General features: G+C 64.8%; 15 protein-coding genes. 7 read left to right on the top strand and 8 right to left on the bottom strand.

What is annotated here, in order from left to right; all coding sequences use genetic code 11:
* Positions 1-2 precede the first annotated feature (2 nt).
* Positions 3-890 carry a YihY/virulence factor BrkB family protein gene (locus ACS5Q0_RS04615; RefSeq protein WP_473125424.1) on the bottom strand — a complete coding sequence of 296 codons (888 nt, stop codon included), beginning with the start codon at positions 888-890 and terminating at the stop codon, positions 3-5.
* A gap of 243 nt (positions 891-1133) precedes the next feature.
* On the opposite strand from ACS5Q0_RS04615, the gene ACS5Q0_RS04610 reads away from it, so the two are divergent.
* Positions 1134-1988, top strand: a complete 855-nt coding sequence (locus ACS5Q0_RS04610; protein ID WP_473125423.1) for a DMT family transporter — start codon at positions 1134-1136, stop codon at positions 1986-1988.
* Between the two features lie 54 nt (positions 1989-2042).
* On the opposite strand, the gene ACS5Q0_RS04605 is transcribed toward ACS5Q0_RS04610, so the two are convergent.
* The 4 genes from ACS5Q0_RS04605 to ACS5Q0_RS04590 all read right to left on the bottom strand — a co-directional run bounded on the left by ACS5Q0_RS04605 (position 2043) and on the right by ACS5Q0_RS04590 (position 5052).
* Entirely contained in the window at positions 2043-2207 is a 165-nt protein-coding gene (locus tag ACS5Q0_RS04605; RefSeq protein WP_473125422.1) for a hypothetical protein, read from the bottom strand.
* Between the two features lie 112 nt (positions 2208-2319).
* Entirely contained in the window at positions 2320-3408 is a 1089-nt protein-coding gene (locus ACS5Q0_RS04600) for a TRAP transporter substrate-binding protein (protein WP_473125421.1), read from the bottom strand.
* A gap of 184 nt (positions 3409-3592) precedes the next feature.
* The gene (locus ACS5Q0_RS04595) at positions 3593-4207 is read right to left on the bottom strand and encodes a hypothetical protein (protein ID WP_473125420.1); all 615 of its coding nucleotides are present in this window, start codon (positions 4205-4207) and stop codon (positions 3593-3595) included.
* A 119-nt stretch (positions 4208-4326) separates the two neighbouring features.
* A complete protein-coding gene (locus ACS5Q0_RS04590) occupies positions 4327-5052 on the bottom strand; it encodes a DUF4142 domain-containing protein (RefSeq protein WP_473125419.1) in 726 nt (241 codons plus the stop codon).
* Positions 5053-5191: 139 nt separating this feature from the next.
* Here ACS5Q0_RS04590 and ACS5Q0_RS04585 point away from each other — a divergent pair, with 139 nt between their 5' ends.
* Together ACS5Q0_RS04585 and hpf are read left to right on the top strand one after the other, a co-directional pair.
* A complete protein-coding gene (locus ACS5Q0_RS04585) occupies positions 5192-6298 on the top strand; it encodes a S1C family serine protease (RefSeq protein ID WP_473125418.1) in 1107 nt (368 codons plus the stop codon).
* Positions 6299-6392: 94 nt separating this feature from the next.
* Entirely contained in the window at positions 6393-6800 is a 408-nt protein-coding gene (gene hpf, locus ACS5Q0_RS04580) for a ribosome hibernation-promoting factor, HPF/YfiA family (protein ID WP_473125417.1), read from the top strand.
* Positions 6801-6870: 70 nt separating this feature from the next.
* Here the strand turns inward: hpf and clpB are convergent, their stop codons facing one another.
* Entirely contained in the window at positions 6871-9495 is a 2625-nt protein-coding gene (gene clpB / locus ACS5Q0_RS04575; RefSeq protein ID WP_473125416.1) for an ATP-dependent chaperone ClpB, read from the bottom strand.
* A gap of 190 nt (positions 9496-9685) precedes the next feature.
* Here clpB and ACS5Q0_RS04570 point away from each other — a divergent pair, with 190 nt between their 5' ends.
* Positions 9686-10009: a hypothetical protein gene (locus tag ACS5Q0_RS04570; RefSeq protein WP_473125415.1), complete on the top strand. Its 324-nt coding sequence runs from the start codon at positions 9686-9688 to the stop codon at positions 10007-10009.
* Positions 10010-10015: 6 nt separating this feature from the next.
* Positions 10016-10285, top strand: coding sequence for a hypothetical protein (locus ACS5Q0_RS04565; RefSeq protein ID WP_473125414.1), 270 nt, complete (start codon positions 10016-10018; stop codon positions 10283-10285).
* A 29-nt stretch (positions 10286-10314) separates the two neighbouring features.
* On the opposite strand, the gene ACS5Q0_RS04560 is transcribed toward ACS5Q0_RS04565, so the two are convergent.
* Positions 10315-10935: a TetR/AcrR family transcriptional regulator gene (locus tag ACS5Q0_RS04560; protein ID WP_473125413.1), complete on the bottom strand. Its 621-nt coding sequence runs from the start codon at positions 10933-10935 to the stop codon at positions 10315-10317.
* 54 nt (positions 10936-10989) lie between these two features.
* Between ACS5Q0_RS04560 and ACS5Q0_RS04555 the strand changes: the two genes are divergently transcribed.
* Together ACS5Q0_RS04555 and ACS5Q0_RS04550 are read left to right on the top strand one after the other, a co-directional pair.
* Positions 10990-12192, top strand: a complete 1203-nt coding sequence (locus ACS5Q0_RS04555) for an MFS transporter (RefSeq protein WP_473125412.1) — start codon at positions 10990-10992, stop codon at positions 12190-12192.
* The gene (locus ACS5Q0_RS04550; protein WP_473125411.1) at positions 12189-12971 is read left to right on the top strand and encodes an MOSC domain-containing protein; all 783 of its coding nucleotides are present in this window, start codon (positions 12189-12191) and stop codon (positions 12969-12971) included. The genes ACS5Q0_RS04555 and ACS5Q0_RS04550 overlap by 4 nt, the downstream gene beginning before the upstream one ends.
* 134 nt (positions 12972-13105) lie before the next feature.
* Here the strand turns inward: ACS5Q0_RS04550 and ACS5Q0_RS04545 are convergent, their stop codons facing one another.
* Complete coding sequence (locus tag ACS5Q0_RS04545; RefSeq protein WP_473125410.1) at positions 13106-13996, bottom strand: DUF4167 domain-containing protein; 891 nt, start codon at positions 13994-13996, stop codon at positions 13106-13108.
* Positions 13997-14198: the final 202 nt, after the last annotated feature.

Raw genomic sequence — 14198 nt, 5'->3', positions numbered from 1 at the left:
CGTCAGGGGAGCGTGATCACGTCATTGGGGTTGGGGGGCGGTTCTGCGTCGAGCCGCCTCTGCTTGGCGGCGAGGATGGTTCCGTTCAGCTCGCCGCCGAACAGAAAGATCGCCCCCAGCGTGTAGAGGAAGATCAGCGCCACCATGGCGGTGGCGAGGCCGCCATAGGTGGAGGCATAGGCGCCCGGATAATAATCGAGATACCAGCTGAAGCCGAAGCCTCCGAGGAGCCATAGAATGAGCGTGACGCAGACGCCCGGCACCACGGAGCGGAAGGTGCGTCGCCCCGCCGGGACGAGCTTGTGGGCCATCGTCAGCCCGACCACGATGATGAGGGTTGCGATCCCCAGCCGGAGGAACCCGACCAGAGCGTCGAACGGTTCGAGGGCGGGCAGCCAGTGCAGGATCCCGCGCCAGATGAAGGGCCCGAGGACCACGAGAAGAGCCATGGCCATGAGCACGAAGGCTCCGCCGATGACGAAGGCGATGGATTCGAGCCGCGTCAGCCACCAGGCGCGCGTTTCACGCACGTTGTAGGCCCGGTTCAGGCCGACCCTGAGGCTCTCCACGCCGCTCGAGGCGAAGTAGAGGGTCAGCACGACGCCCAGGGTCAGCACGTCGCTGCGTCGCCCGGTCAGGATGTTGTGAACTTCCCCCGCGATGGGACCGGCGATTTCCCGCGGCCAGGCTTCGAGGATGAGGTCCGCCACCTCGTCGGCCAGAGTGCCCGTGCCGAAGACGCTGGCCAGGGCCGTGACCAGGATCAGGAAAGGGAAGAAGGACGTGAGCACCGACAGCGCGATATGGCTCGCGATCGCCCAGGCATCGTGCAGGACGAAGCGGTTCATTGTGATCGCGAGCAGCTCGAGATAAAGGCGCAGGCGTTTCAAAGGCGGGACTCCAGAGTGCTGGAGATGGTGTGGCGGAGGGCCGGCGAGGCAAGGCTCATCTCAGGCTTCATCTCAAGCTTCATCTCTTGGACCTGGCGCAGACTTTGCCCGAACCCTCTTAAACGGCAAAGCTGCCGTTCGTTCCGTCCTGACGATTTCGAAGCACCGGCTAAAGCACGGCTGTGCTCCGGCGCGTAGCTCCGCTAGAGCATCCGTTCAAAAGATGCGCCAGGACCTTTGTCGATGCTGACCCGCCTTGCTCCCCCTCTCTTCGTGCTCATCTGGGCCACCGGCTTCATCGTCGCGCGAATCGTGGCGCCGCATGCCGAGCCGCTGACCTTTCTGCTGGTGCGTTATCTTCTGGCGCTCCTGGTGCTCGGAGGAATCGTCCTGGCGGTGCGCGCGCCGTGGCCTCGCCACCGGCGGGAATGGGGGCAGGCCATGGTAGCGGGCGTTCTCCTGCACGGGTTCTATCTCGGCGGCGTGTTCTGGTCGGTCAAACACGGCTTGCCGGCGGGCATCACCGCGCTCGTCGCGGGGCTTCAGCCCCTGGTCACGGCTGCTCTGGCCGGGCCCCTTCTCGGAGAACGGGTGTCCGTCCGCAAATGGGCGGGCATCCTCACCGGGCTTGCCGGCGCCTCTCTCGTGGTCGCGCCCAAGATCGGCGATGGAGGCGTACCGCCTCTGGCGCTCGGCGTGTGCTTCTTCGGCATGCTGTCAATCACCCTCGGCACGATCTGGCAGAAGCGCACCGGAAATACCCTGGACCTGCGGGTGAACGCCTTGGTGCAATATGTAGGCGCGGCCCTCGTCACCCTGCCTCTGGTTCTGCTGCTGGAGGAGGGGCGCATCGATTTCACGCTTCCGCTCATGGGAGCGATGGCCTGGGCCGTGCTCGGGCTGTCGGTCGGAGCGATCGGGCTTCTGCTCTTCCTGATCCGGCAGGGGGCGGTCGTGGGCGTGGCGACGCTGCTTTATCTCGTTCCGCCCGTGGCCGCTCTCATGGCCTTCGCCCTGTTCGGCGAGACTCTGAGCGTCGTGCAGATGATCGGCATGGCCCTGGCGGCATTGGGCGTCGCCGTGGCGAGCCGCAGCTGAGCAGGGCGCAAAAAAGCCCCAGGTCCCGAGGCCTGGGGCTCGTGCGTCATGCCATTACTTCGTGATCTTCACGGAAACCGGGTCGCTCGCCGGAAAGGTCTCTTCCACGCCTTCATCGAGCTTCTTGTCGAGGGACTTCTTGGAGTTCTCTGGCAGCTTCTCGTCCTTCGAAGCAGTCTTGCCGGTCGATTTGTCCTGATTGTGGATCTTCTCGTTCATGCCGTTTCTCCAGGTGTCTTGAAGGAACCTTGTCGACGGGACAACGCGGCAGAACGGGCATCGATCCCGCCAAGCGAAGGAAAAGGCGACGCTTTCGCGCCGCCTTTGCATTTTAGCGTTGGCCCTGCTGCTGGTTGACGAAGTAGTCGAAGGGCAGCTCCGCGATGCGGAACCAGGTCAGTTCCTTTTCGCGGAAGGCATTCCAGTGATCGAAGACTTTCTTGAACTTCGCGTTGGAGGCCGCAATCTCGTTGTAGACCTTGAAGGCCTCCTTGTAGCTCTGCTCCATCACGTCTTTCGGGAACGCGCGCAGCTGCGCGCCCTGCGCGACCAGGCGACGGATCGCCTCGGCGTTCTGCGCATCGTACTTGGCCATGCACAGCGCATTCGCCTCGGCACAGGCCGCTTCGAGAATTGCCTTGTAGTTGGCGGGCAGCGAATTCCACTTGTCCATGTTCACATAGAGGGAAGGCTGCGCGCTGCCTTCCCAGAAGCCGGGATAATAATAGTACTTCGCCACTTTCACGAAGCCGAGCTTCTCGTCGTCGTAGGGGCCGGAGAATTCCACCGCGTCGAGGGTGCCGCGCTCGAGCGCCGGATAGATGTCGCCGCCCGCGAGAACCTGCGGCACGACGCCGAGCCTGGCCATGATCTGGCCGCCCATGCCTGCGATGCGCATTTTCAGGCCCTGCAGGTCGGCGATGGAATTGACTTCCTTCCGGAACCAGCCGCCCATCTGCGCGCCGGTCTGGCCCGCGGGGAAGGAGATGACGTTGTAGTCCTTCAGGAACTCCCGCACCAGTTCAAGGCCGCCGCCGTAATACATCCAGCCATTGTGCTGACGCACGTTCAGGCCCCACGGCACGGAGGTGTCGAACATGAAGGTCGGATCCTTGCCGATGTAATAGCTCGACAGGGTGTATCCGCATTCCACGGTGCCGTTCTGCGTGGCATCGAGCACCTGCAGGCCGCTCACGATCTCACCGGCTGCGAAGACCTGAATCTGGAATTTGTTGTCGGTCGCGGCGGCCACGCGCTTGGCGACCATTTCGCCGGCGCCGTAGAGAGTATCGAGGCTCTTGGGATAGCTCGACGCCATGCGCCAGCGGATTTCCGGCTGCGACTGCGCGATGGCGGGCGACGCGACGGCGCCTGCGGCGGCGGCGAGACCGGCGCCTTTGAGAACTTTTCTTCTATCCATGGGAGTTTCCTCGTAACGTCATTGCATGAAAGCCAATCGGGCTGAAATGATCCATAGAGTGCCAAGCTGCCGAATGTCACTCCATCTTCCGTCTGACGCGCCGCTTTAGAGAGGATGAAGATGCAACGACATCACCCCGGAGACGCGAGCCTCCGGGGTGATCATGAAATTCGTCACGAAAGGGTCAGCGCTCTTCCGAGCCGCCCTTGGCGAGGGGACGCTGATCCTGGCCTTCGTCCGCGCGGGCGGAGCGCTTCGGAGGCTTCTCGTCGCCTGTCGAGGATTGCGAACGGCCGCCGGACTGGCTCGCCGTCGGGTGTCCGCGCACGAGGGTGCCTTTCGGCACGTCCACCGCGTTACCCGGAGCAGGCACGCGCTTGCGCGAGGCTGCGTCGCCGCTCATGCCGGATGGGCCCGTCTCGCCTTCGGTTTGCGCGGAACGAGGGGCCGGGCTCTTGTTCGCGGTGGTCGTGACGCCTTCGGCGATCTCCTCGTTCGACATCGTGAAGCCGGCATCGTCGTCTTCGTGATCCGGCACCTCCTTGAACGAGCGGATGCCCGCATTGGAGCCGCTGGTCACGCGCCCATCGTCCACATGGTCGATGTCGAGATCGGGGTCCATCTTCTTCGATGCGCCCATCACGCCGGTCGCCTTGGCCGCCGCGCGCTTGGTGTTGCCGACATCGTTGCGCTGGGTCGGGCCTGCGATGAAATCGTCGCCGCCCTCTTCCTGAACCACCTCGTTGAGCACCTCGTCGACCGGGGGCTCTGGCGGGTTTCCGCGCTTGTCTCGCGCCATCGGATATTCCTCTTCTTGGTTCTCCATCGGGCCTGGAGGCGACCCGCGCCTCTTCAGGCAACGACCTGTCGGAAGAGCGGTTCCGGCCCCGCAGCGCAAACGGGCGGGGCCGGAAGCCCTTAGCGACCAAGCTCCTTTTGAATGGTTTCGAGCAGCGCGATGTGCTCCTTGATCTGCCCGCGCGCGAGCTTGGCGATGTTGGTCATCTCGCGATTGCCGGAGTTCTGCAGATAGCTCTCCTGCAGCTTCAGCAGCTTCTGGTGACCTTGAATCTGCATGCCGACATACTCGCGGTCCAAAGCTGCGCCGGGTTGAGCTTTCGACAACCGCTCCATGGCGGCCGAATCCTCCTGCGACAGTTCCGGCGCGGTGGCTGCGGAGCCCTGTGCGCCTGCGGTCGTCGATGCTGTCGCGGCCGGGTCGGCGAAGGAGTGCAGGACATCGGTGAGGGTGTTCTGCTCGCCGATCTCGAACTCGGCGAACTGCTTCACGCGCGGATCCTGCGCCTTCGACAGGGCGAAGTTCGACTGCTGGAGCGAGACTGTGCCCAACGCGAGCAACTGCTGAATGTACTGGCGGTCCGCCTGGGATTGCTGCTGTCCCTGGGCGGCTGGTGCGCTGCTGGCTTGGCCTTGGCGCATGGGGGTCTGCGTATCCTGGGGCGCGCCGCCGGATTGGGTGCGCTGCTGACGCTGCTCGGCGCCCTGTCCGAGCCCCTGGTTGGGCTGTGTTTCGGCGGGCTGGGGCGTCACGGGATAAGGGATCGCTTGGTTCTGCTGCTGGGCAAGGGCGGGGAGGGCGAATGCAACGGCGATGCCGGCAATCATGACGTGGCGGACGGACATGCGATTCTCCTGCGGGGGTCTGCCGGGGCGAACGCGCGCGGCCGACTTTTGTTCGAGAGCGCATCGGGCGAGGAACGAACTCTGCTCAAGCGCGTCCATTGTAAGAATTGATGTGAGCCATCGAGGACAGGAACGCAGGATGCAGGATCGGATAACGCGCGTGATCATGCTGGCGATCGCGGTGCTGCTCGCGATCCTCGTCGTCCAGCCCTATGTGGATTCCTATCTCTTCTCCGCGCGCACGCCGCGTCCGGTCGCGGCTCGTGGCGATCTGTCGGAGTTCGAGCGCTCGACGATCCGCGTCTTCGAGACCGTGGCGCCCTCCGTCGTGCAGGTGGTCAGCCTCTCGCGGCGCAGTCCCATGACGCAAGCGGAGCCGTCCGAATCGGGAACGGGTTTCATCTGGGACGCCGCCGGGCATGTGGTCACCAACGAGCATGTGGTGGCGAACGGCTCGGGCTTCGTCGTGCGTCTCGCCTCGGGCGAGGTGCTGCCCGCCGAAGTGGTCGGGCAGGCGCCCAACTACGATCTCGCGGTGCTGCGCCTCAATCGCCAGAGCGGCCTGCCGCCACCGGTGTCGGTGGGGAGCTCCGCCGACCTGAAAGTCGGGCAGACGGCCTATGCCATCGGCAATCCGTTCGGCCTCGATCAGTCGCTCACGACCGGCATCATCAGCGCGCTCAAGCGGCGGTTGCCCACCAGCGGCGGGCGCGAGGTCGCAGGCGTGATCCAGACCGACGCCGCCATCAATCCCGGCAATTCCGGCGGGCCGCTGCTCGATTCCGCAGGAAGGCTGATCGGCGTCAACACCGCCATCTACTCGCCTTCGGGCACGAATGCGGGCATCGGCTTCGCCATTCCCGTGGATGTGGTGAACCGGGTGGTTCCCGAACTCATCCGCGAAGGCCGGGTTCCCACGCCCGGAATCGGCATTCTCGCCGCCGACGAAACCGTCGCGGCTCAGCTCGGCGTGACGGGAGTCATCGTGGCCGGCGTCGCGCCGGGATCGCCCGCGGAGCAGGCCGGCCTGCGCGGCGTCGACCCTGCCGTCGGAACCATCGGCGATGTCATCGTCGGTGTCGGAGACGAGCCGGTGAGGCGCTTGTCCGACCTCACGGACAGCCTGGAACGCGCCGGCGTCGGACAGACGGTGGCGTTGAAAGTGGTGCGCAACAACAGCACGCGCACCGTCGAGGTTCCCGTCGTGGATATCGGCCAGGAGACGTCGCGGCCCCTCAGGCCTTGAAGGCCGGCTGCCGAGACGTTTATCTTGGGCCGACGCGGCAACCATCGCGCTTGTGTCCCGTTAGCCCTTGAACCTTCATCCAGCGGAGGAACGAATGAGTCTTGAAGGCGCCGACAACAGCATTCTGGTGCAAAGCTCGAATGTCGATCTTGGGGATGCGTTTCCCGATTTCGCGAGGAACAATATCCGCCAGGTGGCCGGAAAGTATTTCGGACGGCTGAGCAATGCTTCCGTGTATGTGAGCCGCGAGGGCATCACCTATCGGTGCACGGTGAACATCCAGATGGGCGCGCTGAAGATGATGACCGGCGAGGCCAAGAACAAGGAGGTCTACGCCGCGTTCCGCCAGGCTTTGCAGAAGGCGGCCAAGCAGCTTCGCCGATCCAAGCGCGAGCTTCGCGAGGACAAGGCAGAGCGCCTCGACAAGGATATGGTCCTGCGTGAAGGCAATCGAGCCCCCGCGCGCGACCAGAACGAAGGACTCCACGCGGCGGCGGAATAGACCTTTCCCTGTAAGCATAAAAAGGCCGGGTTTCCCCGGCCTCTTTCGTGTCGATGGAACGTGCGGCGACTTAGTTCAGCCGCACGCCTTCCGGCGGACGTTCCGCCGTCTTGGCCACGGTGGCGTCGCCGATGGTCAGGCCCATCGGGCCCGCATGCACGGGCACGGTCTCGCCGTCCTTGATCTCGCCGGCGAGAATGGCCTCGGCCAGCGGATCCTGCACGTTCTTCTGGATCACGCGCTTCAAGGGCCGCGCGCCGTAAGCCGGGTCGTACCCTTTCTCCGCGAGCCACTCGCGAGCGTCCGCGTCGAGCTGCAGGGTGATCTTGCGATCGGTCAGCAGCTTCTGCAGGCGTCCGAGCTGGATGTCGACGATAGCCCCCATCTCCGAGCGCTTCAGGCGATGGAAGAGGATGATCTCGTCCACGCGGTTGAGGAACTCGGGCCTGAAGTGCGAGCGCACCACGCCCATGACTTCGTCGCGCACCGCATCGGTATCCTGGCCCTCGGGCTGGTTCACCAGATATTCGGAGCCCAGGTTAGAGGTCATGATGATGAGCGTGTTGCGGAAGTCCACGGTCCGGCCCTGTCCGTCCGTGAGGCGTCCGTCGTCGAGCACCTGCAGGAGGACGTTGAACACGTCCGGATGCGCCTTCTCGATCTCGTCGAACAGCACCACCTGATAGGGCCTGCGGCGCACGGCTTCCGTCAGGGCGCCGCCCTCCTCGTAGCCCACATAGCCGGGAGGCGCGCCGATGAGGCGGGCGACCGAGTGCTTCTCCATGTATTCCGACATGTCGATGCGCACGAGCGCGGTCTCGTCGTCGAACAGGAAGGCCGCGAGAGCCTTCGTGAGTTCGGTCTTGCCGACGCCTGTGGGTCCGAGGAACATGAACGAGCCGATCGGCCGGTTCGGATCCTGCAGGCCCGCGCGGGCGCGACGCACGGCGGTCGAGACCGCCTCCACCGCTTCGCGCTGACCGACGACGCGTTTCGCCAGATCCTGCTCCATGTGCAGGAGCTTCTCGCGCTCGCCTTCGAGCATCTTGTCGACGGGCACGCCTGTCCAGCGGGAGACCACCTGCGCCACGTGGTCGGGCGTCACCGCCTCTTCCATCAAGCCGCCGCCATCCGCCCTGGCTTCGACCTCGGCGAGCTGCTTCTCGAGGCCCGGAATGACGCCGTAGGAGAGTTCGCCCGCCTTGGCCCAATCGCCGTTGCGCTGCGCGGCGGCCAATTGGTTGCGGGTTTCCTCAAGCTTCTTCTTCAGGTCGGCGGCCGTGCCGAGCTTGTCCTTCTCGGCCTTCCAGCGTGCCGTGATGGCAGCTGACTGCTCTTCCAGATCCGCAAGCTCCTTCGTCAGTCGCTCGAGGCGATCCTTCGAGGCGGCATCCGTCTCTTTCTTGAGAGCCTCCTGCTCGATCTTGAGACGCACGATCTCGCGGTCGATATTGTCGAGCTCTTCCGGTTTCGAATCGACCTGCATGCGCAGGCGCGACGAGGCTTCGTCGACGAGGTCGATCGCCTTGTCCGGCAGGAACCGATCGGTGATGTAGCGGTTCGAGAGCGTCGCCGCGGCGACAAGCGCCGAGTCGGTGATGCGCACGCCGTGATGCTGTTCGTACTTCTCCTTCAGGCCGCGCAGGATCGACACCGTATCCTCAACGGTGGGCTCGCTGACGAAGACCGGCTGGAACCGGCGGGCGAGGGCGGCGTCCTTCTCGACGTGCTTGCGGTACTCGTCGAGCGTGGTCGCGCCGACGCAATGCAGCTCGCCGCGCGCCAATGCGGGCTTCAAGAGGTTCGAAGCGTCCATTGCGCCGTCGGCTTTGCCGGCGCCGACGAGGGTGTGCATCTCGTCGATGAAGAGAATAATGCCGCCTTCGGCCGCGGTGACTTCCTGCAGCACCGCCTTCAGACGCTCCTCGAACTCACCGCGATATTTCGCGCCTGCGATGAGAGCGCCCATGTCGAGGGCAAGCAGCTGCTTGTCCTTCAGGGATTCGGGCACGTCACCGTTGACGATGCGCAAAGCCAGTCCTTCGACGATGGCGGTCTTGCCGACGCCGGGTTCGCCGATGAGCACCGGGTTGTTCTTGGTGCGGCGCGAGAGAACCTGAATCGTGCGGCGGATTTCCTCGTCGCGGCCGATCACCGGATCGAGTTTGCCGTCGCGGGCCGCTTCGGTGAGATCGCGCGCGTATTTCTTGAGAGCGTCATAGGCGTTTTCCGCCGTCGCGTTGTCGGCGGTGCGGCCCTTGCGCAAGGCATTGATCGCCGTATTGAGGCCCTGAGCGGTCACGCCGGCCTGGGCCAGGATCTTGCCGGCCTCGGTATCCTTCTCGACAGCTAATGCCAGCAGCATCCGCTCGACGGTGACGTAGGAATCGCCCGCCTTCTCGGCGGCTTTCTCGGCAGTGTCGAAGAAGCGCATCAGCTCGCGCGTCGCCTGCGGCTGCGCGGCGGAGCCGGAGACCTTCGGCTGTTTGGCGAGCCATTGCTCGACGGCACCATGCGCATCGCGCGAGCGTCCGCCGGCCCGGTCGATGAGACCGGCGCACAGGCCTTCGGGATCGTCGAGAAGCACTTTCAGCACATGGCCGGGGGAGAGCTGGGGATGCCCTTCCCGCATGGCCAGGTTCTGCGCGGCCTGCACGAAACCCCGGGCGCGTTCGGTGTATTTTTCGAAATTCATAATGTCATCCCTCCTCAGGCTTGCCCGCCCTCTTCAGAGGCACAGGCCTGCCCTGCGATGTCGGACCTTCGTCAGGAAGCATCCGCTGCGCTTAAGGTGGGGGCATTGATCCGGAACAACAAGAGGGGAACCCCCTCGGTGCCCTCGCATTGACCATGCAAGCAATTCCAATGGATTGAAGGAGGCTTCCATGACGCGCGACCCGCGCTCAGATGCCGAGAAGGCCCGCGCCGATCTGGCGCGCAATGCCGAGCTGGGGCTCGCCGTGCCGGAGAGCCCTTTGGAGCAACAGCCTTCCGTGACGCCCAAGACCTTCGGCGATACCACGGAGAACGGGCGAGTGCTCCGCGATGAAGAGGGCACCGTGGCCGCCGACGAGGGTCAGGACATCGGTGATTCCACCGGTACCATGAAGACCTCCCGGGATATTCCCGAGAACCGTCAGAACGTCGACACCCCGCCCACGCATCGTAGTGACCGCAGCGATGGCGTGCTCTCGCGCGCAAAGGAGTAAAACAATATGGGACTTTCCGATCTTCTCGCCCGATTCAGCCCGAAAAAGCGCAAGGCCGAGCAGGCCCGTCAGGAGCTCGTGGCCAATGCCGAGAAAGCGTTGCGCATGAAGCAGGAGGCTGGGCCCACGGCCAACATTCCTGAGCACCAGACCTCCCACGAGGGCATGCAGAAGGACCCCAACATGGTGGAGTTCGACCGCACCAGCGGGCGCGAAGCGGGTTTTACGCCCCAGCTGAAGCGCTCGAAGGTCGCCCGGTCCGGGGACGCCTCGTAACGCGCTTTGCTCTCCATCCCCGTGTCGCCTCAGGCCGCGTCTGACGCCCTGTAGGCCCGCAGGAAGATTTCGGCGGCATGGTCGGCGATTTCGCCGACCTTTGCTTCGTCAGGAGCAGGCTCCAGGTCGAGCAGAAGGCGGTGCCAGCGGATGCCGACCAGGAGCGACATGAAATCGTCGGCCAGGCGGTCGGGCGTCTCTCCTTTGATCTCTCCGGCTTCGATCCAGCGGGCCATCAGAGCCATGAGCCGGGTCCGGGTGCGGCTGGGGCCCGCTTCCGCGTAGAGGCGCGCTGCCTCCGGAATCCGGCCCGCTTCCGCGATGAGGAGGCGCTGGAAGGCGATCGATTCGCCGCTGCAGAAGCATGAGAGGATGGCCCGGGCACAGAAGCCCAGGGTGCCCCTCAGATCCGGGCCGGAGTCGACCGCCTCGTCGATGTCGAACTTCGTCGCTTCGACGCAGGCGCGAAACAGCCCTTCCTTGTTGCCGAAATGGGCGTAGACCGTCTGCTTCGAGACACCGGCCTCGGCGGCGACCTGGTCGACGCTTGCGGCATAGCCTTCCCGGACGAAGACTTTGAGAGCAGCGGTCAGAATACTCCCGCGCTTGCCCCAGCCGATCGGGTGGTTATCAACGATATCATGTTGCATGATCACACTGTACCGTCTAGTCTAGTTCCTGGCAACTGACGGACGAGAGGCAACATGCTGGCCAACACCTCTACCCACCGATCCTTCCTCCCGATCACAACATCCGTCTTCCTGGCCCTGATAGGATTCGGGATGATGGTTCCGGCGCTGCCCCTGCGCGTGGCGGATGTTTCCGCGAACGCTGTCGCCGCGGGCTTCCTTCTCTCGGGCTTCGGCATCGCCCGCCTTCTCGTCAACCTTCCGGCCGGCCTTATCAGCGATCGCATCGGCGTGGTCCCGACAGCGCGGATAGGGCTCGTTATTCTGGCTCTCGGGGCGCTTCTCGCGGGACTTCCGGGCGGCTACGCGCTTCTTCTGACGGGGCTTGCCCTGCAGGGAGTGGGGAGCGCGGCCTTCGCGACGGCGGCCATGGCGGCTCTTGCGGAGGTGGGCGGTCCCGAACGGCGCGGCGCGGCCATGTCGGCGTTCCAGAGCGCTTTCCTGCTTGCCATTTCTGGGGGGCCCGTGATCGGCGGCTGGCTCGTCGACCTGTTCGGCTCCCGCTCGCCATTTCTCGTGCAGGCGATCCTCGTGATGGCTGCCTTCGCAGGGGTCGCGTTCTTTCCCCGATCGACGGGCCGCGTCGGGACTGGCGGTAGGGCTTGGGGACTTCTCGCCCGGCCGTTGATCCTGGGATCCTGCGCCATGGGCTTTGCGGGTTTCTTCACGCGCAGCGCCGTCGGCTGGGCTCTGGTGCCCATGTCCGCCGCGCACGACTTCCAGCTGTCGCCGTCGCAGACCGGCATCCTCGTGGGCGTTGCGACGCTCACGAGCCTCCTGGTGACGCCGACGGTCGGGCGCGTGATTGACAAAGTCGGTTCGTCCTGGGTACTCGTGGCCTCGGCGCTTTTCACGGCAGCGGCACTCATCGCCTTTGTCCTTGTGCCTCAAAGCTGGATGCTATGGGTGATGACGGCGGCGATGATGATCGGCACAACCGGCATGATGTCGGCTGCAGGGGCTCTCGTTCTGACGGAGGCCAAGGGAGCCAGCACCGGTGCGGCCCTTGGTCTGTTTCGCACCGCCGGCGATGTCGGCATCGCCCTCGGGCCGGCAGGAGCTTCCGGATTGGCAGCCGCCTTGGGACAGCCTCCCGTGCATGGGTACAGCGTGACGGCGATATCCGTGGTGATGGCGCTTGCCATTCTCGGCGTTGGCCTCGTCACGCGTCGCCGGATGCCCGCGTGGGAGGCCACGAACAGTGAGACCGCTCGATGACGATCCGCATAGCCTCCCTTCAGCGTTATCCCGTGAAGGGCCTTTCTCCCGAGGCGCTCGAAACCGCGGCTCTCGCGAAGGGTGGCTATTTCCCGGGTGACCGGGTCTTTGCGATCGAGAACGGTCCTGCCGGGTTCGAGCCCGAGAACCCGCAGCATCAGCCCAAGATCAAGTTTCTCATGCTCATGCGCAACGAGAGCCTCGCGCGGTTGAAGACCCGCTATCTCGACAGCATCACGACGCTCTTCATCGAGGAGGGCGGGCGCGAGGTGGCGCGGGGCGATCTCTCCACGCGGGAAGGGCGGCTCGCCATCGAGGCGTTCTTCCGCCGCTATATGCCGAAGGAGCTGCGCGGCCCGCCGAAGGTGCTCACGGCCCCGGAGGGCTTCCGCTTCACCGATTCACGGCGCGGGTTTGTTTCCCTCATCAATCTCGCCAGCGTCCGGCAGTTCGAGAATGTGGTCGGCGCCCCGGTCGATCCCTTGCGTTTCCGTGGCAATGTCCACATCGACGGGCTGGAGCCCTGGGCCGAGTTCGATCTCTTGGGCCAGGTACTCACCACCGCATCCGGCGTGCGCATGAAGGTGACGAAGCGCATCGAGCGGTGCGCCGCCACCAATGTGGACCCCGACAGCGGAATCCGTGACCTTCAGATTCCGAAGGCCCTCATGGAGGCTTACGGACACTTCGATTGCGGCATCTATGCCGAGGTCCTGAACGGTGGGACCATCGCTGTCGGCGATGGCCTCGGGATGGAACAGACCGCCCTGGCTCTGTAGGCGAATCGCGCGGCCCGCTGGGTCCGCACGATGCTCCCGAACCGCGGCAATGTCTCGTCCGATGCTTGCGACGCAACAAAAAAGGGAGAGCAGAGCTCTCCCTTTTTCCATGGCATTGATGAGCACGCGACGCCTTATTCGGCGGCGGGGGTCTCCACGTCCGACGTGAAGTTTGCGGCTTCGTTGTCCGTGTTCTCCACGACATCGCGGCGGGTCCGGCGGGTGCGGCGGCGCGGACGCTCCTCGGCGGGCTCGCTGCCGAAGTCCAGCGTCGGAGCCGGATTCGGCTCTTCGGCGGCCACCGGCGCGGAGCGCACCGGATTCGTCAGGAAGGCCGGCAGGGTGGTGCCTGCATCGGAGGTATCGGCCTCCTCGCGGCGGCGCTCGCGCTGGAAGCGCTCGCGGCGCTCAGGACGTTCCCCGCGCTCGGGGCGTTCACTGCGCTCGAAGCGGGCGGGACGCTCGCTCTCGCCGCTGGAGGATTGTTCGTCGCGCTGGAAATCCTGACGGGGGGCACGGTCGCGCTGGAAGCGCTCGCGACGGTCCTGACGCTCTCCGCGATCCTGACGGTCACCACGCTCCTGACGCTCGCTGCGTTCAGGGCGATCGCCTCGATCGAAGCGGGCCGGACGATCGTTCTCGCCACGCATCTCGTAGGGCTGCGGCTGGGAGCCGAAATCCCCGTCTTCGCCGTTCCCGGCGCCGTTGCGCTCGAAGTTCGGACGCTCTCCCTGGGAGAAGCCCTCCTCGTCGCCGTCTTCGTCGAAACGCTGCTGATAGCCATACTGCTCGCGCAGCTGCTCCTGGGCGGCGGCGATGATGCGGAAGTAATGCTCGGCGTGCTGGAAGTAGTTTTCCGCAGCCACCGGGTCGCCGCTCGCCTGCGCGTCACGGGCGAGCTGGCTGTATTTCTCGGCGATATGCTGAGCCGTGCCACGGATCTTCACGTCCGGGCCGTTGGACTCATAGCTCTTGGTCAGGGGATTAGGACCCTTGTTCCCGTTGTTGCGGTTACGACCGCGCATACGCCTGTTCTGTCCTGGTCTCATTTTATGCTCTACGAGCCTCGCTGGTTCTTAAGCCCACGCGATATTGCAAGCCAATGTTCACCGAACGGGCTCAACGCCCACCGTTCGCGTGGCAAACCGTCTGTTGTTCAGCCAGAGCCGATCGGGCGCCTGACTATCCTTCAGTATCGGGTTCAGATGATCGCGCCCGGCTGTTCAA

The sequence above is a fragment of the Microvirga sp. HS2 genome (assembly GCF_055792805.1).
The sequence above is the reverse complement of the archived record's forward strand: the minus strand, read 5'-3'. Positions and strand labels throughout refer to the sequence as shown.